This is a genomic window from Pontibacter fetidus (genome assembly GCF_010119545.1).
Taxonomy (GTDB): domain Bacteria; phylum Bacteroidota; class Bacteroidia; order Cytophagales; family Hymenobacteraceae; genus Pontibacter; species Pontibacter fetidus.
The window spans coordinates 26925-49078 of the sequence record NZ_JAAEAA010000018.1 but is presented as its reverse complement, the minus strand read 5'-3'; the positions used below and the strand labels follow the sequence as shown (position 1 = coordinate 49078).

The following is a 22154-nucleotide window of genomic DNA, read 5'->3' as shown; positions in this document are numbered from 1 at the left end:
TTTATAGCTTTCATTTTGATTATCAACTATAGACATCTACCAAACGAAACCTGCGACTAACCTTATAGCTCCATCTGTATCAGCCAACTACCACTATAGGTCCAGGCGTCAGGATCAGCAGTTTTGCCGGCACAACTTAATAGCGTTAACTATAGTTTGTAAGTAAAAACCAGTGTTCTGAACTATGGCAAAGCACAAAGCAAACTACCGCGACCTTATTAATCAACTCGACACTATATACCAGGATGCCCTGGACCTTGAGAATAAGTTTTCGGAAGCGATCAGGAAAGTGCACCCGCGGTTTAAGAAAAGCGCCAAAAACCTGCTGCATTACCTGGCGTTGCGCAAACACGACATCCGGGAGCTACAGGAAGAGCTTTCGCTACTCGGGCTGTCGTCGTTGGGGCGTGCGGAAGGGCACGTGCTGGCAAGTTTGCAGGCGGTGCATAACCAGCTGTGCTTTTTAGAAGAATGTACCCAGGCGCATAAAGAGCTGGCCGTTTCGTTTTTTGAGAACAGAAAGCTATTGGCCGAGCACACCAAAAACCTGCTGGGGCCGCTGCCCGAAAACCGCACCACCCGCATTATGGTAACCTTCTCTACAGACCTAGCCAAAGATTATGACCTGGTAACGCGGATGTTGAAAGCTGGCATGAACTGCGCCCGTATAAATTGCGCCCACGACGATGAAAAGACCTGGCTGGCCATGATCCGTAACATCCGGAAAGCAGAAAAAGAGACAAAGTTGCCCTGCGCTATACTTTTCGATTTGATGGGACCCAAACTGCGCACAGGTGAGCTAGCCCCTGGCCCCCAGGTGCTGGCGATACGGCCGGTACACAACGAACTGGGCCTGGTTGCTTCGCCGGCAGTTGTGTGGCTGGCCGGGGCCAAAGTGGCGCCCCCAGGTATAGTAGATGCCGCTTTGCCCGTAGCGCCAGACTGGGTAAACCAATTGCAGGAAGGCGATCGCATCCGGTTTACAGACACCCGCGGCCGAAAACGCACGATGTCTATAGTTCGAAAGGAAACGAAAGGGGTAGTGGCGCATTTGCTTAAAACATCTTACATCGCAACCGGAACCACTTTAAAAGTTAAAAGCAAAACGGTAGCTGACAGCAGCACAACTATAGGCGAGTTACCAGCTACAGAAGTCCCCATCCTGCTAAAGAAAGACCATTTCCTACTTCTGCACCGCGACCCTGCACCCGGCGAACCCGCGCAATTTGATGCCAACGGCCACATCCTAAAGCCGGCCCATGTAGCGTGCACACTACCCGATGTGTTTGACCGCGTAAAACCCGGCGAACCCATTTTGTTTGATGATGGTGAAATTGAAGGAATTGTAGAAGAAGTGAACCCGGATAACCTGTTGGTAAAGATAACTTTCGCAAAAGACAAGGGAAGTTTACTGCGCTCTGACAAAGGCATAAACCTGCCCGAAAGCAACCTGCACCTGCACGACCTCACCGATAAAGACAAACAGGACCTTAAGTTTATAGCCAAACACGCCGATATAGTAAACCTGTCGTTCGCAAACCACCCGGTTATGGTAGAGGCACTTTTTGCAGAGATAAAAAAACTGAAAGCAAAAGAGTTGGCCGTGATGCTAAAGATAGAGACCAAGGAAGGATTCAAGAACCTGCCCCATTTGCTGTTATCGATAATGCAGACATACCCGGCCGGCATTATGATAGCGCGCGGCGACCTTGCCGTAGAATGTGGCTGGCAGCGCCTGGCCGAGGTGCAGGAAGAAATTTTATGGGTATGTGAAGCTTCGCATATTCCGGTGGTTTGGGCTACGCAGGTACTGGAAACGCTGGCTAAAAAGGGGCGTCCCTCCAGGGCCGAGATCACGGATGCTGCCATGGCCCAGCGTGCCGACTGCGTGATGCTGAACAAAGGCCCGCACATCATCGAAGCCATTACCATGTTGCACGACATCATGCACCGCATGCAGGAGCATCAGCACAAGAAAACATCTATGCTGCGCAGCCTGCATATTTCAGAGCTATCCGAATAGACGTCAGATTAAACTATAAAACGTACCTTTGCACTGCCTTAAACTATAGATTATGGACGGAAGAAAACGCTCAAACATTAAACCCGGCCTGCGGGTAAACATTGTGTTAAAAGAAGACCAGCGCACCGGCTACCTCACCGAAGGCTACGTACAGGACATCCTGACCAATTCCCCAAACCACCCCCACGGCATAAAAGTAAGACTGGAAACAGGCGAAGTTGGGAGAGTTAAGGAGATTCTCTCTGAGTTAGAAAGTTAGAAGGTTAAAAAGTTAGAAAGTTATTTTTTAGGTGCGTTCTTTTTTATAGTTGTAAGTATGGCGGTTAGCTCAGCTACCTCCTTCTTTATTTCTATTAATCGGTTTGCAGCAACAATCTCTGACTCTTCCAGCATTTCTAGCCAAAACTGCGCTTCATCTGCTTCTTCCAGCACAACTCCAATTTTCGCTGAAAATTCAGCCTTAGACCTTGAACGGCAAGCTGCTCTATAGTTAGCTGCTACAGATGTAGCTGCCCGAAGGAGTTGTTTACCCAAAATCTGAGCATCTGCCGTGCTTGGCAGTGCCCTGAACAACTTTATCACCCGCAAAGCAAAAGACTTTGTCCGCCTTTTAAACTGCTCCGCAAAGGCATAATTACTTAACCTGATCTCTTCCATCTCAATTTTCAACTTTCTAACTTCCAAACTTTCTAACCTTCTAACTTACAAAACTCCTTCATCTGCAAAGCTATAGTAGTCGTTGTTGGTAAAGACGATATGGTCGAGGATGGGGAGATCGAGGAACTGGCCGGCTTCTTTCATTTTTTTGGTGAGGGAAATGTCGGCGGCGCTGGGCTTGGTGTTACCGCTGGGGTGGTTGTGCACCAGTATTACAGAGCTTGCCAGTTGCTCCAGCGCTTTTTTAAAGATGATCTTCGGGTCAGCAACCGTTCCGGCTACGCCACCGGCGCTTATACTTTCCTTTTTCATGACAATATTGGCGCGGTTCAGCAGTATAATCCAGAATTCTTCGTGGGGTAGGTCCAACAATTGCGGCTTTATGTAGTTGTAGATGTCTGTGGAGCAGGTGATCTGGGTTTTGGCGGCAGCGGCCGTTTCTTTGCGGCGACGACCGAGCTCCAGGGCACTAACTATAGTTATAGCTTTAGCTTCGCCGATGCCTTTGTGTTTCATCAGGTCTTTTACCGAGAGGCGGGCCAGCTCGTTCAGGTCATTATTAACGGCTGTAAGTATAAGTTTGGCTACATCAACGGCTGTCAGTTTTGGTGTGCCAGAGCCTATAAGTATTGCGATCAGTTCAGCATCGCTTAGAGCAGCTTTGCCTTTTAGCAGTAGTTTTTCGCGCGGTCGGTCTTCTTCGGCCCAGGTTTTAATGTTAAGCGCCGGCTGGTAAGCGGCAAGTATGTCAGTTTGCTTCATGCGGTACAATATTTGTTAAGTAAAAGCTGTGTTTCTGAAAGTATAAAATGGATTTTTTAGTTCAGGAGCCACAAAAAAATACTTCTGATTTTTAATCTTATTTTGTTAGAGCTTGTTGCCGCGGCAGCAACTATACCTGTTATATGCAACGCATGATCTCTTTTATTATCCTTATACTTATCCTTTTCCTGGTAGACCTATATGTGTATCAGGCACTTAAACTTGTGATACAAGGTCTGGCACCTGGCACGCAGCAATACATTAAAATTGGGTACTGGGCCCTTTTTGCAGCAGCTATAGTTGTGTTTGCCATTTTCGCGAATACCCCGCGCCACCCGGCTGTGCCGCTTAAAACTTACTTAACCAGCCTGTTCTTTATACTGTATGCCAGTAAACTGTTAATAGTGCTTTTCCTATTTGTAGATGACCTGATACGGGTAGGCAAACTAACTATAAATGCCTTGCCGGCTGATGTGGAATTTGATCCGTCGCGCAGCAAGTTTCTGAGCCAGATGGGCTTTTTGATAGCGGCAGTGCCGTTCTCAGCTTTTATTTATGGCATGGTAAAAGGCGCTTATGACTACCGTGTAAAGCGCATCACCCTTAAATTTCCGAACCTGCCGCAGGCCTTTGATGGTTACAAAATGCTACAGATATCGGATTTGCACACGGGAAGCTTTCAGAGCACCGAACCTTTACAGGAAGCCGTGCGCCTGATAAACAAGCAGCAAGCCGACCTGGTATTTTTTACCGGCGACCTGGTAAACAACATTGCCCCCGAACTATATCCGCACCTCGAAACACTGAAAGGCATTACAGCTAAACATGGCGTGTACTCTGTGCTGGGCAACCACGACTATGGCGACTATGTAACCTGGAGCAGCCCCGAAGCCAAGAAAAGCAACCTTCACAACCTGATAGAGGCACATGGCAAAATGGGCTGGAAGATACTGATGAACGAGCACCATAAAATTGAAAAAGATGGCGAGCACATTGCTGTACTTGGAGTAGAGAACTGGGGCAACCGGGCCAATTTTCCGAAATACGGCGACCTGAAAAGCGCTTATGCCGGCACCGAAAACAGCCCATTCAAAGTATTGCTCTCACATGACCCCTCGCACTGGGATGGCGAAATAAACCAGCTCTACCCGGACATCGACCTGACCTTATCGGGACACACGCACGGCATGCAGTTTGGCGTAAATATACCTGGCCTTAAATGGAGCCCGGTGCAGTATATGTACAAGCAATGGGCAGGCCTGTACCAGAAAGGCAAACAATATCTTTATGTAAACACTGGCTTAGGCTTTATCGGGTACCCAGGCAGGGTTGGCTTTTTACCTGAGATTACCGTATTTGAGCTGAAGAAAGCATAAGAGATATCGCTATACTTTAACGGACCGGCACCTGAATGCCGGTCCGTTTTTATTTATGGCTGCCGCAAGTCGTACTTTAACTTTACCACCTGCTGCACGTAAAAAATCAGGCATACGTTACCCAGGCTATAGTTTGTAGCCAACTGTGCGCCTTTTGTAGAACTCAATAAATAAACCATGAAAAAAATAGTATATACTGTGGGTATGGCGATGGCTATACTTTTCACATCCTGCTCCGAAGACAGAGGCACCACTACCGAAGTGGCTAATGCCAACGAAAACGAAAAAGTAAACCCCGCCTACATACGAGACTATAATATTCCGGGCACTGCTGCTTATGCCGCCGCATCTACGCAGGACCAGGCCGGCCCACAACCACAGCCATCAGCTATAGAATTGGTAACAGCTTATTACACAGAAAGGGACCCCGTTAAAAGTTACAGAACAGATAACTATAAATTAAGCCCGGTGCAACGCAAGCGCGGAAATGCCGCCGAGGCCGGCGCAACCACTACAAATGGAGCATCCCAAAGCACTAATACTGCACCGGGCAGCACTACCGCCGATGCGCAGGGCCGTGACGCTGTTACATCTGGCAAAAAATCAACTTCTGAAAGCAAGACACCAACCACCGACAAAAAGAAAACCCGCCTTACCCCCGAGCAATAACAGGCACGCATTTTTATACCGCATACTATAACAGGGCTTGCTTAGGTGCAGGCCCTGTTTTTTTATTCTTGATTGCCCGTTATAGTTTAACTCGACTATAAATTTTGGAGCTGGCATACTTTTTGGCCATCTTTGGCGTATTACATTCTGGCAGTTCTGTATGCTGCACAAGCACCTTAACGTATACATGCACCGGTTCCTCTCCCTACTTTGCTGCACCTTTATAGTTGTGTTAGTGGCTAATGCGCCTGCTCTGGCTCAGCGCAACCTCAGGATAAGCGGTACCGTGCTGGGCCCCGATAAAAAAACGCCTGTGCCGGGTGCCGGTGTAATCCGGTATGGTACTACAAAAGCGGTGATATCTGATAAAGATGGCCATTTTCTGATTGATGTAACGCCTGATGACACCTTACTGATACGGGCGGTGGGCTACAAGCCTTTGCTATACTTGCCGCGCCGGCTACCGGTATCGGAAATGCGCATAAACATTGTGCTGCAGGAAGACAGCGTCATGCTGGGCGAAGTAGAAGTAACCAATCGTCCATCAGAAGAAATGATACAGCGCGCCCTGCGCAACATGAACCGCCCCAAGCCAAACTATGTAAAAAACCCGGCTTATGTACCTGCACCAAAGGCAGTGCCACCACCGCCTCCCCCGCCGCCAACCGTTTTTACACCTATCAGTTTGTTGTATGACCTTTTTTCGAGGGAAGGAAAAGAGCTGAAAAAAATGCGTGAACTGATGCTATTGCAGCAAATACAGTACAAACTAAAGGAGGAGGAAGACTATAACCGCTTTTTTAAAGACAACACCGGCTACGAAGAAAAAAAGAAATAACACCTAAACAAAACCGTGGTGCGTAAGTTAGCATAAGCAAACAACGGCACACCATGAAAATAGGCTACCCCTGCATAAACCAGACGTTAGACTGTACCTCTTCCCGAACCTTTCGGCTGGCTTCTTACTCCGAAGAGCGACTGATTGAAACCGTATCACTGAACCTGACCTGCCTGCAGCGCATACTGGAGTATAATGTGCAAAACGGACTATACTTTTTCAGGCTCACATCCGATCTGGTGCCTTTTGCCTCGCATGCTATCAATACCTATAACTGGCAGGAGCATTTTAAAACGGAGTTTCAGCAACTGGGCAACTATATAAAACAGCACAACCTGCGCATATCCATGCACCCCGACCAGTTTGTGGTACTTAATTCGCCTAACCCAACTACCGTACAGAACAGCATTGCCGAACTGGTATACCAGGGAAGTGTATTGGATTTGATGGGACTGGACACTACCGCCAAACTACAGATACATGGTGGCGGTGCTTACGGCGACAAAGGCTCAGCTATAGACCGGTTTGCAGATGTATACCATAACCAACTGCCCGATGCCGTAAAAGCCAGACTGTGTGTTGAGAACGACGACCGAACCTATAGTTTACTGGATTGTTTGCGCCTGCACGAGTTTACCGGTATGCCTATTATTTTTGACAACCTGCACCACGAATGTGTGAATAACGGCGAACCCATGCGCGAAGCCGTTGAAATTGCAGCAGCCACCTGGCAACCCGACCGCGACGGTATTTTGATGATGGACTATAGTGCACAAGCCCCTGCCGAGCGCAAAGGCAAACACGTACAAAGTATATCCGAACAGCTTTTCCACGATTTTCTGGCTGAGACCGAAGGCCTGGATATGGACATAATGCTGGAAATAAAAGACAAGGAAACCAGCGCCCTGAAAGCCGTAGAAGTTGCCCGCGCCTTGGGCCGTTTATAATTAAAATATACTTACCAGATAACTATAGATCCATTCGGCGAGCTGCCACAACACCCATATCAGGAATACGAACAGCACCAGTATGCCGATCAGCACACCTAAAAATACGCCTTTTCCGCTGCCCTGGTATTTGCCCTCCTGGTAATGGCGGGTAAGCAGGCGCACATTACGCTCGTTGGCTTTAAAAAAGAAGTCGAAAACGTTGCCAAGTATAGGTATGCTCCCGATCAGGGTATCGAGGGCAATGTTAACAAGCATTAAAGCTACCAGTTTACCACTTGCTCCGTGGCGCGCCATCGTCATTACCAGCATTGCCGAAACCCCGAACGAAGCCAGGTCGCCGGCCACAGGCAGCAAACCAAGTATAGGATCGAGGCCAAAACGAAAATTGGTACCCGGCACACGGAACTGGTTATCCATTAACTTAACCATGTGGTTTATCCACTTCAGTTTTTCGGTGTGTGGTGTGCGGGTGTAATGCGTATTTTGTGGTTCCATAGTAGCCGCTTATACGCAGCTATAGTTATAAAGTATAAGCGTGCCCATAGTTGCGAAACCAAAGTACCACAGCAACATAACTATAGGTTAGTCACGTCTGCTGTATTTGTTCTTTTTAAAGTTTTTCTTTTTGCGGGCGTCCCATTTCTTGTTTTTGCTTTCCTGGCGGTTTCTGTCGAAGCGCATGCTTTGCCCGTCATCATCAACAAGTATAGCCTTGCGCCCGTGCATAGGGTTACACGACGCAGCCATTAATCCAATAAAAGCATAAAGTAAGAGGTGTCGAAGTATTTTCATAGGTGAAACTGAGTGAAAGCGCACAAAGACAATGGCTGGTAATATTCGTCTTCGGGGCCTGTAAAACAATTGCTTTAAAACGTAAGACTACTTTATACTTTCATTTTTAATATTGGTTTAGTTCAAATACAGATTACATATATTTAATAACAGGTAGCGCATAAAAAAGGCAGACGCTATAGTTATAAACCGATAGCGCCTGCCTGTAAAATCTTTAGAGCCTGGATTACTTTTTCTTTCCTTTACCCTTGCCTTTGCTTTTGGTGTGGCCAGGGTTGGTGGTATTCGGGTGGTGTGGGTTGTTAGGGTTTTTATACCAGCCTTTGTGCAGGCCATTATCTTTCCGGGCTGTACCTGATGTGCCAATGCGCACCGATTTTCTACTTAAAATTACTTCCTCAACTGAGCGACTGCCAGCACCTTTTTTAGACGACGAACAGGAGGCCAATACTACCACAGTGGCCATCAGCCACAACACTTGCTTAAATTGCATTACGTTAAATTTATTTATACTCAGGGCTCAAACGGATAAGTGGCTGCAAAAGTATAAACAGCCAGTAAAACTACGCATCACCTGCAGTAAAAATTTGCACTTAACTGGAGCCGCAAACTATAATAGTGTTGGGTTATAGTTAACTATAAAAGTATGGCTACTTAAGTAAGGCTATAAAAACAGAACTATAGTTTTTTGAACAACAAGGGCGCAGAAAACGCAAAAAGCCCGCAGCTTTACACAAACTGCGGGCTTTTATACTTAATTGGTGGAGTAGCAGGGATTCGAACCCTGGTCCAGACAAGGAAACCGTCGTGCCTTCTACATGCTTAGGTTTATTCGGATTGTAGGGAGTTTGCAAGTATAAACCAGGCTTATGCGCCCTCCTTAGGTGCTTTAGTTTTGCTTGTGCACCACACCGTTACACAAACTAGTAAATCGGATCGAAGCCTCTGATGTGCAAGCAGATTTACGAAACCTGCACGAGACTATGGCTAGTGCTTAATACCTAGATTAAGCAGCCATGGCGTAGTTATATTCGCCAGTTATTGTTCGAACGGATTTTTAACAGGTGGTACGTTCATCACCCGACATGCTTACACGCAATCTGCACAAGCTGTCAATTCCGGTCTACCCCATAAGTTAAAGAACAAATTCTTGTTGCTTTTACACTCCAAGAAGTATGCCACAAACATACGCAATTTTACAGCATTATGGTCGTGGTTTGTTAAATAATAAACATATTTCTGCCCGCAAAAAGTTTCAGAGGCATACAGCAAACTATAGCTATAGTTTCAGATAAGGGCTGTAAAAAACCAACCCTTCCTTGGCATGCCATTGGCACACCTCGGAAGGGTTCGGGTTTTCAACTTTAACTAATCTATATCGGTTTATAAAAGCTATTTCAGGGCTGTTGCAGGGTTGTTTTGCATGACCGGCGCCTGGTAAAAGTCAACTATAGCGTTGGTGTATTTGCAGTAGTCCAACGGACCCACTATCTGGAACACCTTTGGTTGTTTTGCACCAACCGGCACCAGCATCAGCGAGCTTTTACTATCCACGGTTTCGCGCTTAAAAGCTACCCCTTCGCGGTTGTCGAACTTTACATCAAAATAGTACAGGTAAGGATAGATCCAGTTTACGTACTGTGCTTTGCTTGTTCCGGAAATACTTCTGATCTCTAGTTTGTTATAGTTTTTAGCGATGGCTTGCTGAAACTCCACGGCATTAAGCGGCACATTGTTCAGCACGGGCATTACATCAAACTGGCCATCCAGCATTACCCACTTTTTAAGGTCGGGCAAGTATACTTCCAGCAACACATGGCCGGCGCCGTACTGGGTAGTTTCTACATCTTTTGTTTTAAGGCCCAATTTGCGTGCAGGCAAGCCTATGGCGTTCAGGCAGGCGGTAGTTACAATGCCATACTCCACGCAACGGAACTGCTTGCCTTCTTTTACCTCAGCAAGTATGGTTAGCGCATCCGGGTTTGAAGGCTGGTTCATGCCGTTATGGTCCCATTGCTTGTGCACCCAGTTTACCATACGCAGGGCTTTTTCGGTATCGTTGGCGGCGCCTTTTACAATCTCGTCCAAGTTATACTGCGTGCGCAGGGTATTCATAAACGCGTTGTTCTGGTTCTGCTCATACAAAAAAGTATAGGCCGGCACTTTATTGGTTTTGTTAAATTCCTGCGCCTCAAATCCATAACCTTTTATCTCGGTCAGGGCATAATCTTTCCCGTTCAGCAACACATAAAATTTGTTCGATTTGCCTGGCTTCACATTAAAGCTGATCGAATCAGAATCGGTGTAAAACGTGAACTTTACTTTATTTTTCGGCACAGATACCTGCATTATATCCACCTCCGTCTCAGGCGATATATTCCAGCTGTCTCTCACCAGTTCAGTGCCAACCTTATAGTCCGCTTTGCTGGTTTTGGCCTCAATTACGGGCAGGCCTTTGTAAGTTTTTTGTGCCATGGCCGGCGCTACCAGCACCAGCATCATTAGCAGAAAGGAAAGTGATTTTTTCATGGTTTTAGATTGTACTAGTGGCTTAGTGATGATTTTATATTTTAAGTGTAACAGAGTTTCAGAACAACCTTTGCTGGTAAAGCCAGCTGACTTTTTCAGTAGCAGCTCCTATAGTAACCCTATAAGAAATTTAAATGCCAAAAACATAAAACACTGATTTACAGGCAATTTGCGCAACTATAGTTTTTACCCTGTCCGCTTCTGATACACATGCGCCTGATACACCTGTGCGCTTTTGCTACACTTTACTCCAAGGTATAGCAGGTACTATAGTTTATTTTGCTGCCAGCTTCTGGTTTTTAAGGTGCTTTAAGGCGCGCTCCAGTACGGGGTCTTTTTTCTGGATGTAATCCTGCAGGGTCATCTTCACTTCAATGTCTGGTTTCACACCGAAGCCAATAAACTCGCGACCGTCCGGGTAAGTGTCTTTTTTGGTGCAGATGCGGGCCATGCCACCGCCCGGTAAATCGAACATAAATGGCTGGCCGGTGCTGCCGAAAGAGTTCTCGCCAATTTTGGTCATGTGCGGCTGGTTATCGGCATAGATCAGGAAATCTTCTGCGGCTGAGGCAGTCTGGTGTCCGATAAGTATAGCAGTTGGCACTATGATTTTATCGCCTGGCTTTACTTTGTTCTGGGCAGGTTTGTAGTCAAAATCATGCATTAGTTTATCCTGGTAAGCCAGCAACGATCTGGTAGCCCATGCATCGCCAACCGTATCTTTAGCTTCAGTAAACTTGCCCCATGCCTTAAAACTTGCCAGGTGCTGGCGCGTCGAGTTTTTAGAACCATACAGCAGCGTGTCCGGAGAAAGGTAATCCAGAATTTCGCGACCTATAGTTGTAGAGCCGCCACCGTTGCCACGCAGGTCAACTATAAGTGCTTTAGCTTTGCGCAACTCAGGCAATTTAGCCAGAAACAGCTCATTTATTTTCGGGTCGTGGAAGCCGTTCAGGGCCAGGTAAGCTGTTTGGTTCGGGTACCACTTCAGTTCCAGCAATTCGCGTTTTTCCTGGGCAGGGTATACTTCCTTTTCTATCGTTTTGGCATGTGTCAGTGCCAGGGTTTTTACTTTGCCTTTCGGTGTTCTATACTTAATGTTATAGGTATCCCCTTTCAACCCTTTCAGCATGTTGCTAACCGCCCAGTCCATCAGCACATAATCCGTCGACGATGAAATATACGGTAGCACATTTCGCTTCAGATGTTCCATAGTTGGCAGGCCGTTTACTTCTATTATTTCGCTGCCAACCGGTATTTCTTCTTTCGCGCTCAGGTTGGTTCTGGTAACTATAGCTTTGTTATCAATGTTTGTCAGGAAGAGCTTATACTTACCGAAGTTACTGGTATATAGCAACGTATCAATGCGTTGCGGGAAGTATACATTAGTATGGCCATCGTTCAGCAGGGCACAAAATTTCTGTAATTCGCGGTAGTATTCGTAGTCGTTAGGTGTTTGCTGCACAGCGGTAATAGCCTGGCGGTAAGCGTTATCCCAGTTGGTGCGGTCTACTTTATCCAGGTACACGAAGTTATAGTTTACCTCCTGCCAGAATTTAGATAAGCCGTATACTTTATCCGTAGTTGATAGTGTGTTAGGTAGCTGTGCGTTGGCCGCAAAAGCCAGCAATAGCAGAAAAGGTACTAAAAATTTTTTCATAGGTAGTTTATAGTTGATACTTCAAAATTCTATTCAGTTCGGAGGGATGTGATCGGGTTAGCGAGCGCTGTTTTAAGAGCATGAAAGCTGAGCGTTACCATCGCAATAATGAACGTTGAGATACAGGCCACGGCAAATATCCACCAGCTCAGTTCGGTGCGGTCGGCGTAGTCCTGTAGCCATCCATTCATCAGGTACCAGCCCAGCGGCAGCGCCACCACATTAGCTACCAGCACCAGTTTCAGAAAATCTTTGCTCAGCATAAAAACGATACTTGCTACCGAGGCACCCATCACCTTCCGGATGCCGATCTCTTTGGTGCGTTGCTCTGCCGTAAACAGGGCCAGCCCAAACAAACCAAGGCAGGAAATAAAGATGGCAATGCCGGCAAAGTATTTGGTAAGCTGCCCTATAATCGCCTCCGTTTTGTATATCTGCTCATACTCGTCATCCATAAAGTGGTACTCGAACGGGAAAGCCGGATTATGCTTTTTGAGGATGCGCTCTATGGCAGCGAGTGTTTCGGTGGTTTTGCCTGGCTCGATGCGTGCCAGTATAAAGTTATAGTATTCGGGGGCCAGGCGCATAACCAGCGGTTGCACTTTTACCTGTATAGGGGCCGAATGGAAGTTCTTGATCACCCCAATGATATGGCCTTTGGTTTCCCACTCCAGCCACTCTCCTACAGGTTCTTCTAATTGCATCAGGCGGGCCGCCTCTTCGTTTATCACGAAAGCCGCTGTGTCAGTACCAAATTCTTTTGAGAATTCACGACCGCTTTTCAGTTTAATATCCAGCGTCTGCAGCAGGTCATAATCCACGTTTAATGTACTGAAAAGGATATCGGCATTCGGGTCTTTGCCTTTCCATTTCAGGCTGGTAGAGTTACCTACCTGTATCGGGCTTTGGTCTGTAGCTGACACGGCAACTATACCGGATGTATTCATCAGCTCGCGTTTCACTACATCGTAGCGGTCACGTAAGTCTCCTTCAATGGGCATATACACCAGGTTCTCGCGGTCCATGCCTATATTTTTTGTCCGGATGAAGTGCAGCTGCAGGTATACTACCAATGTGCTGATGATGAGCAAACCCGAAAGTATAAACTGGAAAACTACCAGGCCTTTGCGGAATACGCCCACCCCTTTGTTCATCTTTACGCCACCCTTTAGCACCACTGCCGGGTTAAAAGACGACAGGAAAAACGCCGGATAACTGCCCGACACAATGCCTGTAACTATAGCTACACCCAATAGCATAGCCAGCAGCACAGGGTCAGACAGATCAAATGTTATAACTTTACCGGTAAGTTCGTTAAACTGTGGCAACAGCATGCCTGCCAGGTTTGCCGCCAGAAACAACGCCAGCAGCGCAATCAGCACCGACTCTACCATAAACTGCCTTACAAGCGCAGATTTGTCTGCCCCAATTGCTTTGCGCACCCCAACTTCTTTAGCCCGTTTAGCCGAGCGCGCTGTAGCCAGGTTCATGAAATTGATGCAGGCAATAGCAAGTATAAACAGTGCAACTATAGTAAACAGCCGCACATTGGCTATTCTTCCGCCCCCTACTTTACCTGCCCTGAAATCACTATAGAGGTACATATCAGCAACGGCCTGCACAAACACATCCGAGTCATCGTCCTTGTTATGGTTCGTGATGATCGGCTCTATTTTTTTATTAAAGGCGTTGATGTCGGTTCCGGGTTTTAGCTGCACAAAGGTCCGGATGCCATAAGCGCCCCATCGTTTTGTCCATTCATGCATCGGGTCGTTTGCCAGGTCCTTGTACGGCATCAGGTAATCGAACTCCAGCGAAGAGTTTTCAGGAATATTTTTTAAAACTCCCGTAATGCGGTAGCTCTGCTGGTTATTAACTTTTACTATTTTATCCAGGGCCGCATCAGCAGAGCCAAACAGGTTTTCAGCTTTTTCGGCTGTAATTACCATGGTATTTGGCTGGCGCAGCACCTGGCCGGCATTGCCCTGCAACAACGGAAAAGTAAACATTTGTAAAAAGGCAGGGTCTACGTAGCGGCCAGTCAGTTTAAGGCCTTTATCGCCGTAACTAAAAAGCTGTGTAGATGCCCAGTTCATGCGTGCCACTTCTTTTACCTCCGGCATTTCCGCTTTCAGGGCTTCGGCCAGGGGGCCAGGGTTAGCATCGGTGTTCAGGTCTTCGGCACCAGGGTAATGCTGAATAACGCGCACCCGGTACAAGTTGTCCAGGTCACTATGGAAACGGTTAAAGCTCAACTCGTCGCGTACCCATAACAAAATCAGAATGCTACAGGTCATGCCCAGGGCCAACCCCGAAATATTGATCAGGGAAAAGACTTTGTGTCGCATCAGGTTGCGGTAAGCCATTTTTAGGTAATTTTTGATCATAGTTTCAGGAGTTATCTGGTCGAGTTCTTTTCTTAAAATATCTAGCAGCATGAGCTTTACTGAAATATACAGGCATGCATAAGAAATTAAAATGCCAGTTTTATATTTAATTGACTATCAAATAATTAACAGAACTATAGTTTGTAAAACTGTACGCTTCCGATACACTTTTGAGGGATACACCTGTGCGGTAGCGTTACAGGCATTTCTGAATCAGGATGTACAGGATTTTAGGATTAGCAGGATTGTTGACAGCGTACAGATGCTGACTACCGGTTTAGGTACACATCTTTCAAGTCAATCCATCAATCCCTTATTAATCCCAGTTCAGAAAAGCCATGCAGTAAATCTTTTAACCCTGTAAATCCTGATTCAGATAAAAATACTTACATTCGGTGTCAGAACCAGAATTGCTTGTACTATGGCCACAGGAAAAAACGGTAGGGTTTTAATAGTTGACGACGAAACCGACGTACTTTTTGCACTTAAAATGCTGCTGAAGACCGAGGTAAAAGAAGTTGCTACTGAAAAGAACCCCGACAATCTGCTGAGCCTTTTAGCCCGGGATAAGTTCGACGTTATTTTACTGGACATGAACTTTAAAAGCGCGCTTAACACCGGCAACGAAGGTTTGTTCTGGCTGCGGCAAATTCTGGAAAAAGACAAGGATGCTACGGTTATCCTGATCACAGCCTACGGCGATGTGGAACTGGCCGTACGATCTTTAAAACAAGGCGCTTACGATTTTATAGTAAAGCCCTGGCACAACGATAAACTGCTGGAGACCCTGCACAATGCCCTGCATGCTAAAAGCGATAAAAAAGCCGGCAAGCAAACTATAGTTACAAGCCAAACAACTATACTTGGCCAGTCCGAAGCCATACACGACATACTTTATAAAATAGAAAAGATTGCCCCTACCGAAGCAAACGTGCTTATACTTGGCGAAAACGGAACAGGTAAAGAGCTGGTGGCACGCGCCCTTCACGAAAAATCTTTCAGGGCGGGTAAGCCATTTGTAAGCGTAGATGTGGCCGCCCTGACAGATACTTTGTTTGAAAGTGAGCTGTTTGGTTTTAAGAAAGGCGCTTTTACTGATGCCAAAGAAGACCGCAAAGGCCGTTTTGAAGCAGCTAACGGCGGCACCTTGTTTTTGGATGAGATCGGCAATATTTCTCCGGGCATGCAGGCCAAATTGCTTACTGTGCTGCAAAACCGGCAGGTAACACCACTGGGCTCCAACACACCCATACCTATAGATATCAGGTTGATTTCAGCAACCAACGAACCTATTTACGAACTGGCCTCTAAAAACCAGTTCCGTAAAGACCTGATTTACCGCATTAATACTGTTGAGCTTACGCTTCCGCCTTTGCGCGCCCGTGGCAACGACATAGAGTTACTTGCCCGCCATTTTGCAGCAATCTATGCTGAAAAGAACCATAAGCCTGTACCCGATATAGCGCCTGCAACTATAGAAAAACTGAAGCAACACAGCTGGCCGGGCAACGTGCGCGAGCTGCAACATGCCGTAGAACGCGCCATTATTCTGGCCGAAGGCAATGTACTGCAACCACAGGATTTCAGTTTCTCGGCAATGGAGCTTGCCCCGGCAACACAGGCTGTACCTGCTTTTGCTGCCGAAACCAATATGCCGCTAAGCGAAATAGAACGCGAAACCATACGCCGCGTAATCGAAAAGAACAAAGGCAATATTTCGAAAGCTGCCAAAGAACTTGGCCTTACTCGCACCGCCCTTTACCGCCGCCTGAACAAGTATGATATCTAAACGTCTGGAGCTCGGGCTACTTATCCGGTTTATGCTTTTGCTGGGCATGATGTACCTGACCGTACAATACCTGACCAACTATACCTGGCTGCAAGTAACATCGGGTATACTGATTATGCTGGCGCAATTATGGGAAATAGCCCGTTATGTAACCCGCAGCAACAACGAACTGGCCCGGTTTCTGGAGGCTGTAAAGCAACGCGACTTTTCACAACGGTTCAACGAGAACACCAACTCTTCTTTACAGCAACTACACAAAGCCTTTAACCTGATCAACAACACGTTTAAAGAGCTGCACATAGAGCGCGAGGCCCAGTTCCAGTACATGCAAACCATCCTGCAGTTGGTAGATACCGGCATTATAGCGGTTAATGCCGAAACCGGGGATGTGGAATGGGTGAACGAGGCGTTCAAGAAAATGCTGGGCGTACCTTACCTTAAAAGTGTGCATAGCCTCGAGAACCGCTATCCTACCCTGCACCAGTCGTTGCAAACTATAGCGCCGGGTAATACAGAACTGGTAAAGCTGAAATTGCCAACCGGGCAGGCGCAGGTACTGATTTCGGCTACTGCCTTTACATTGCAGCACCGCAACCTGCTGCTTATCGTTTTAAAAAATGTGAGTGCTACCGTTGATGCCACCGAAACCGAAGCCTGGCAAAAGCTGCTGCGCGTAATGACGCACGAAATAATGAACTCCGTAGCCCCAATTGCCTCGCTGGCTGATACCCTGGGCAAACACCTGCACCAGGAACGCGAGCGCTATAGTTCAGCACCCGACGAACCGGTAGATGTGGAGTTACTGGAAGATACAGAAGAAGGCATTGGCATTATCAAAAAGCGCAGCGAAGGACTTTTACGTTTTACGCAGTTTTACCGCAACCTTAACAAGCAACAGCAGCTACACCTTACCACCATTTATGTACAGGAGTTGTTTAAAAGTATAGATGCCCTGATGCGCCCGCGCCTGGAACAAGAAGGCATTACCTATAGTTGCAAAGTATCGCCTGCAGACATAACTATAGTTGGCGACGTAAACTTACTGGAACAGGTACTCATTAACCTGATAACCAATGCACAGCGCGCCGTACAAAACCGCCCAAACCCACAAATCATACTTTTAGCCACAGCCCAGGAAGGTAAGGTAACTATAGAAGTACACGACAACGGTACCGGCATACCTGAAGAGCTGCTCGAGAACATTTTCATTCCTTTCTTTACCTCGCACAAAGACGGCTCAGGCATTGGCCTTAGCTTATCCAAACACATTATGCACCTGCATAAAGGAAGTATACAGGTAGAAAGCGAAGAAGGCGTTGGTAGTATTTTTAAGCTGGTTTTCTAATTCTGCGGAGCCGTCATATTTTACATTTTGGTAACGATAACGCACCAGCAACTTATTCCCGGTTTCTTCCATCTCCCAGGTTTATCATTTGCGTTATTTTATACATCACACCTTCTTAAATCCAACATCAGTTTTACTTAAATTATCTTTTTATAGATTATTTTAAGTTATATATAGATAAAATCTATGAACATAACCTTACCAGATAGAGTATATCGTTTTAGCAAACTTATTCATTATCAACCGGTAACGCGTTATGAAAGAAAACAAAAAGTATCGTACTGCAACCTCAGGAAACGGCCATAAAGGCAACGGAAAAGATAATTCCCGGACACTTACCACCCGCCAGGGCCACCCTGTAACCGATAACCAGAATATCAGGACGGTTGGCAACCGCGGACCGGCCACCATGGAGAACTACCACTTCATCGAAAAGATCTCGCATTTTGACCGTGAACGTGTACCTGAACGTGTAGTACATGCCCGTGGCGCCGGTGCGCATGGCGTTTTCCAGGCGTATGGCACCGTTGGCAATGACCCGGTTGAGAAATTTACCCGAGCCAAAGTATTTAAGAAAGGAAAAGAAACGCCGGTTTTTGTACGCTTTTCAACCGTTGGCCATGGCACGCACTCCCCCGAAACACTGCGCGACCCACGCGGCTTTGCTGTTAAATTTTATACCGAAGATGGCAACTGGGATTTGGTAGGCAACAACCTGAAGATCTTCTTTATCCGTGATGCGATGAAATTTCCGGACCTGATCCATTCGCAGAAGCCGGACCCGGTTACCAATATACAAAGTGCCGAACGCATCTTCGATTTCTTTTCAGGCACGCCGGAGGCTACTCATATGGTTACTTTCCTGTACTCGCCGTGGGGCATACCGGCCAGTTACCGGCAAATGCAGGGCTCTGGCGTAAACACCTATAAATGGGTAAATGCCGATGGCGAGGCTATGCTGGTAAAATACCACTGGGAACCTATGAAACAAGGTATTTGCAACCTGACCCAAAAAGAAGCACAGGAAATACAGGGTAAAAACTTTAACCACGCCACCCAGGATTTGTACGAAGCCATTGAACGAGGCGATTTTCCGGAGTGGGAACTGAATGTGCAGCTCATGAGCGACGACGACCACCCTGAACTGGATTTTGACCCGCTGGATGACACCAAACTATGGCCAAAAGAGCAGTTTCCGTGGTACCCTGTAGGCAAAATGACCCTGAACCGCAACCCTGTTGACTACTTTAATGAAGTGGAACTGGCCGCTTTTGGTACCGGCGTGCTGGTAGATGGCCTGGATTTCTCGGATGACAAAATGCTGCAGGGCCGTACCTTCTCTTACTCTGATACGCAACGGTACCGCGTGGGCGCTAACTATTTGCAATTGCCTATAAATGCGCCAAAAACACACGTAGCCACCAACCAGCGCGGCGGCCAGATGGCTTTCGATACTGATTTTGCCGAAGGCCAGAACATTCATGTAAACTATGAGCCGTCTATACTTGGTGGTTTGCAGGAGGCCCAGAAACCTGGTAAAGATTATACGCCGCGCTACGAAGCCAACCTGGTTCGCCAGCACATCGACCGTACTAACCACTTTGCGCAGGCCGGCGAAACGTTCCGTAATTTTGAGGACTGGGAACGCGAAGAACTGATAAATAACCTCGGCAACGACCTGGCCAAGTGCGACACCCGCATACAGGAAAAAATGCTGGAATACTTTACCCAGGCCGACGAAAACTATGGCCGCCTGGTGCGAGAAAAAATTGCGGAAGTAACCAAAATGATGAAGCAGAAGCAAACGCCCGGCACCGATGGCCCATTGGGAAATGTAACCGGCGCAGAAGGCGTAAAACAGGCCCAAAAAACCTCGCATTCTGCTAAACCATACTAAGCTATAGTTGCGTAAACTATAACCTATAGTCTAAAGCCGTGGCCAGCCAATTCAGAAGCTGGTCATGGTTTTAGATTTTACAGAAGCACACCCCATGTGCAGGCTTTACCCTATGTTACAGAACAACTTACGATTACTCCTCACCCGGAAGCAAAAACATAGGCTTTGCCGAATATTTATTTAGCTATAACGCACATCAGATTATCAGATTGCTTACTTTTAAGCCCCGTTATGCTAAGCTATCTATGAAAAAACATTACCGCTCCGAAAACAACTGCCTGAATTGCGGCACTACCGTTACAGATAAATTTTGCCCGAGCTGCGGCCAGGAGAACCTGGAGCTGCATGAAAGCTTTTTCCACCTGTTATTCCACAGTGTTGGCCATTACTTCCATTTCGAGTCGAAGTTTTTTAACAGCATGGTGCCGTTGCTTACCAAGCCGGGTTACCTGACAAAAGAATATTTTGCAGGCAAACGCGCCTCGCACCTTAACCCGATCAGCATGTATATTTCCATCAGTATCGTGTTCTTTTTCCTGTTTACGGCTAACTCCAATAACAACAAAAAAGATATACTGAAAGAGAAAGAAGCTGAAGAAGAACTAATGAGCAAAGCCGAAGAATTTACCGGCAAAAAAACACTTAGCCTCGTACCCAAGGCTCAGGCAGCTACAGATACTTCGGCTAACTCAAAAAAAACTATACCCGTTAAAAACCCCGAAGCTGATATAGAAGTCAAGGATAAAATAGCAATAGGCGGTTGGGAAATACCGATCGCGGGGCTTAATACTAAATTCAGGGAGGTGAAGCATGACAAGTTAAAAAACGCGCTTTTCAAGAATAAGCTGGTAAGTCATCTGCCCAAAATGATGTTTATTTTGCTGCCCCTGTTTGCCCTGATTCTTAAGCTGGTGAACTATAGATCGAAGAAATTTTATACCGAACACCTGATCTATTCTATACATGTACACTCATTCCTGTTTTTGTTTGGTTCTATACTTATTATTTTAGACTGGCTACTGCCTTTTCTTGATGGCTGGATAACGCTGTTTGGCCTTTCAGTTATAGTATGGTACATCTACAGGTCTATGCGCAACACGTACAAAGGCTCGCGCTGGGCTACAGTTTCCAAGTTCATGATGCTGGCTCTTGCCTATTCCTTCCTGATGCTGTTAAGCGGACTAATTGTAGTTTTAGCCACCCTGTACACGATCTGATAAGTTCTGAAGTTTTTCCCCGGGACTTCTATTTTCAACCATTACAGGCAGCACGCGTTCCTATCTATTAAAAGTATAAATTTATAGTTGTCAACAACTTATACTTAACTATAGAACTATGAGCGCACAAAGTCTGCAACAGCAGGTAGCAGCTATTTTAGCCACAGCTGATGTGAAAATAAACGGCCCTGACGCCTGGGACCTGCAGGTGCACGACGACCGTTTTTATAAGCGCATACTTACAGAAGGGACCTTAGGCCTGGGCGAGTCTTATATGGATGGCTGGTGGGACTGTGCAAGTATAGACCAGTTTGTGTTTAAGGTTCTGCGGGCTGATCTCTACAAAAAAGCAAAGTTGGGATGGCGATCGGTGTTACAGGTATTGCTGGCGAAACTGCTGAACATGCAGGCAAAAGGCAAAGCTACCCGTAACGCGCAGCGCCACTACGACATCGGCAATAAACTATACCAACTGATGCTGGATAAGCGCATGACCTATAGTTGCGGCTACTGGCGAAATGCTGATACTTTGGACCAAGCCCAGGAAAACAAGCTCGACCTGATTTGCCGGAAACTATACTTGCAACCGGGCCAGCGCGTGTTGGATATTGGCTGTGGCTGGGGCAGTTTTGCCAGATTTGCTGCTGAAAACTATGGTGCTGAAGTGGTAGGCGTAACCGTATCGGAAGAACAGGCAGCCTTGGCCCGCGAAATTTGCAAAGGCTTGCCCATCGAAATAAGACTGCAGGATTACCGCGACGTAAACGAACAATTTGACCATGTGGTATCGGTAGGGATGTTTGAGCATGTGGGCTACCGTAACCACCACACCTTTATGCAAACCGCTGCCCGCTGCCTGAAAGATGACGGCCTGTTTCTGTTGCATACCATCGGGCACAACTTTTCGCAAACCTCCGCCGACCCGTTTACCAATACCTACATTTTCCCGAACTGCCTGATACCTTCCATTAAACAACTAGGCAGCGCCATGGAGCAAATTTTTGTAGCAGAAGACTGGCACAACTTCGGACCGTACTACGACCCCACTTTAATGGCCTGGTTCCAAAATTTTAACAGCAACTGGGAGCAACTGCAAGGCGATTATGGCGACCGTTTTTACCGCATGTGGAAGTATTACCTGCTATCCAGCGCAGGTTCGTTCAGGGCGCGCCGTAACCAACTATGGCAACTGGTGCTTACCAAGCAAGGAATGGTGGGTGGTTATAAAGCTGTAAGATAGCAAGCCCTGAAATAGAAAAGCCT

Annotated in this window: 20 protein-coding genes and 1 other RNA gene; 11 read left to right on the top strand and 10 right to left on the bottom strand. The window is 46.8% G+C overall.

Going from position 1 to position 22154, the window contains the following annotated elements; all coding sequences use genetic code 11:
- Positions 1–184: 184 nt before the first annotated feature.
- The gene (locus tag GWO68_RS13830) at positions 185–2023 is read left to right on the top strand and encodes a pyruvate kinase (RefSeq protein ID WP_162347053.1); all 1839 of its coding nucleotides are present in this window, start codon (positions 185–187) and stop codon (positions 2021–2023) included.
- Between the two features lie 52 nt (positions 2024–2075).
- Complete coding sequence (locus GWO68_RS13825; RefSeq protein ID WP_162347052.1) at positions 2076–2282, top strand: YwbE family protein; 207 nt, start codon at positions 2076–2078, stop codon at positions 2280–2282.
- 20 nt (positions 2283–2302) lie between these two features.
- Here the strand turns inward: GWO68_RS13825 and GWO68_RS13820 are convergent, their stop codons facing one another.
- Together GWO68_RS13820 and radC are read right to left on the bottom strand one after the other, a co-directional pair.
- On the bottom strand, positions 2303–2707 hold the full coding sequence (locus GWO68_RS13820) for a four helix bundle protein (protein WP_235942072.1): 405 nt from the start codon (positions 2705–2707) through the stop codon (positions 2303–2305).
- An 18-nt stretch (positions 2708–2725) separates the two neighbouring features.
- Positions 2726–3442, bottom strand: a complete 717-nt coding sequence (radC, locus tag GWO68_RS13815) for a RadC family protein (RefSeq protein WP_162347051.1) — start codon at positions 3440–3442, stop codon at positions 2726–2728.
- Between the two features lie 143 nt (positions 3443–3585).
- Between radC and GWO68_RS13810 the strand changes: the two genes are divergently transcribed.
- Complete coding sequence (locus GWO68_RS13810) at positions 3586–4818, top strand: metallophosphoesterase (protein ID WP_162347050.1); 1233 nt, start codon at positions 3586–3588, stop codon at positions 4816–4818.
- 53 nt (positions 4819–4871) lie between these two features.
- On the opposite strand, the gene GWO68_RS17970 is transcribed toward GWO68_RS13810, so the two are convergent.
- Positions 4872–4997 (bottom strand): hypothetical protein, encoded by a 126-nt coding sequence (locus GWO68_RS17970; protein WP_262887498.1) that lies wholly within the window; start codon positions 4995–4997, stop codon positions 4872–4874.
- On the opposite strand from GWO68_RS17970, the gene GWO68_RS13805 reads away from it, so the two are divergent.
- The 3 genes from GWO68_RS13805 (at position 4996) to uvsE (ending at position 7272) form a co-directional block, all read left to right on the top strand.
- Positions 4996–5487 carry a hypothetical protein gene (locus GWO68_RS13805; protein WP_162347049.1) on the top strand — a complete coding sequence of 164 codons (492 nt, stop codon included), beginning with the start codon at positions 4996–4998 and terminating at the stop codon, positions 5485–5487. The genes GWO68_RS17970 and GWO68_RS13805 overlap by 2 nt on opposite strands.
- A 160-nt stretch (positions 5488–5647) precedes the next feature.
- Entirely contained in the window at positions 5648–6325 is a 678-nt protein-coding gene (locus GWO68_RS13800; RefSeq protein ID WP_235942071.1) for a carboxypeptidase-like regulatory domain-containing protein, read from the top strand.
- A 53-nt stretch (positions 6326–6378) separates the two neighbouring features.
- Positions 6379–7272, top strand: a complete 894-nt coding sequence (uvsE, locus tag GWO68_RS13795; protein WP_162347048.1) for a UV DNA damage repair endonuclease UvsE — start codon at positions 6379–6381, stop codon at positions 7270–7272.
- Here uvsE and GWO68_RS13790 read toward each other — a convergent pair whose 3' ends face one another.
- The 7 genes from GWO68_RS13790 to GWO68_RS13760 form a co-directional block, all read right to left on the bottom strand.
- Positions 7273–7770 carry a DUF4112 domain-containing protein gene (locus tag GWO68_RS13790; protein WP_162347047.1) on the bottom strand — a complete coding sequence of 166 codons (498 nt, stop codon included), beginning with the start codon at positions 7768–7770 and terminating at the stop codon, positions 7273–7275. It abuts the gene before it with no gap.
- Between the two features lie 87 nt (positions 7771–7857).
- Positions 7858–8067 carry a hypothetical protein gene (locus GWO68_RS13785; protein WP_162347046.1) on the bottom strand — a complete coding sequence of 70 codons (210 nt, stop codon included), beginning with the start codon at positions 8065–8067 and terminating at the stop codon, positions 7858–7860.
- A 226-nt stretch (positions 8068–8293) separates the two neighbouring features.
- Positions 8294–8560: a hypothetical protein gene (locus tag GWO68_RS13780; protein WP_162347045.1), complete on the bottom strand. Its 267-nt coding sequence runs from the start codon at positions 8558–8560 to the stop codon at positions 8294–8296.
- A gap of 266 nt (positions 8561–8826) precedes the next feature.
- Positions 8827–9197, bottom strand: a transfer-messenger RNA (tmRNA) gene (ssrA, locus tag GWO68_RS13775).
- Positions 9198–9459: 262 nt separating this feature from the next.
- A complete protein-coding gene (locus GWO68_RS13770; RefSeq protein ID WP_162347044.1) occupies positions 9460–10596 on the bottom strand; it encodes a transglutaminase-like domain-containing protein in 1137 nt (378 codons plus the stop codon).
- Between the two features lie 274 nt (positions 10597–10870).
- Positions 10871–12256 (bottom strand): S41 family peptidase, encoded by a 1386-nt coding sequence (locus GWO68_RS13765; protein ID WP_162347043.1) that lies wholly within the window; start codon positions 12254–12256, stop codon positions 10871–10873.
- A gap of 29 nt (positions 12257–12285) precedes the next feature.
- Positions 12286–14694, bottom strand: coding sequence for an ABC transporter permease (locus tag GWO68_RS13760; RefSeq protein WP_162347042.1), 2409 nt, complete (start codon positions 14692–14694; stop codon positions 12286–12288).
- Between the two features lie 370 nt (positions 14695–15064).
- Here GWO68_RS13760 and GWO68_RS13755 point away from each other — a divergent pair, with 370 nt between their 5' ends.
- The 5 genes from GWO68_RS13755 (at position 15065) to cfa (ending at position 22131) form a co-directional block, all read left to right on the top strand.
- Entirely contained in the window at positions 15065–16432 is a 1368-nt protein-coding gene (locus GWO68_RS13755; protein WP_162347041.1) for a sigma-54-dependent transcriptional regulator, read from the top strand.
- Complete coding sequence (locus GWO68_RS13750) at positions 16422–17777, top strand: sensor histidine kinase (protein WP_162347040.1); 1356 nt, start codon at positions 16422–16424, stop codon at positions 17775–17777. The genes GWO68_RS13755 and GWO68_RS13750 overlap by 11 nt, the downstream gene beginning before the upstream one ends.
- Before the next feature lie 256 nt (positions 17778–18033).
- A complete protein-coding gene (locus GWO68_RS13745; protein ID WP_162347039.1) occupies positions 18034–19674 on the top strand; it encodes a catalase in 1641 nt (546 codons plus the stop codon).
- A gap of 245 nt (positions 19675–19919) precedes the next feature.
- Positions 19920–20891 (top strand): DUF3667 domain-containing protein, encoded by a 972-nt coding sequence (locus tag GWO68_RS13740; protein ID WP_162347038.1) that lies wholly within the window; start codon positions 19920–19922, stop codon positions 20889–20891.
- 118 nt (positions 20892–21009) lie between these two features.
- Positions 21010–22131, top strand: a complete 1122-nt coding sequence (gene cfa, locus GWO68_RS13735; protein ID WP_162347037.1) for a cyclopropane fatty acyl phospholipid synthase — start codon at positions 21010–21012, stop codon at positions 22129–22131.
- Positions 22132–22154: the final 23 nt, after the last annotated feature.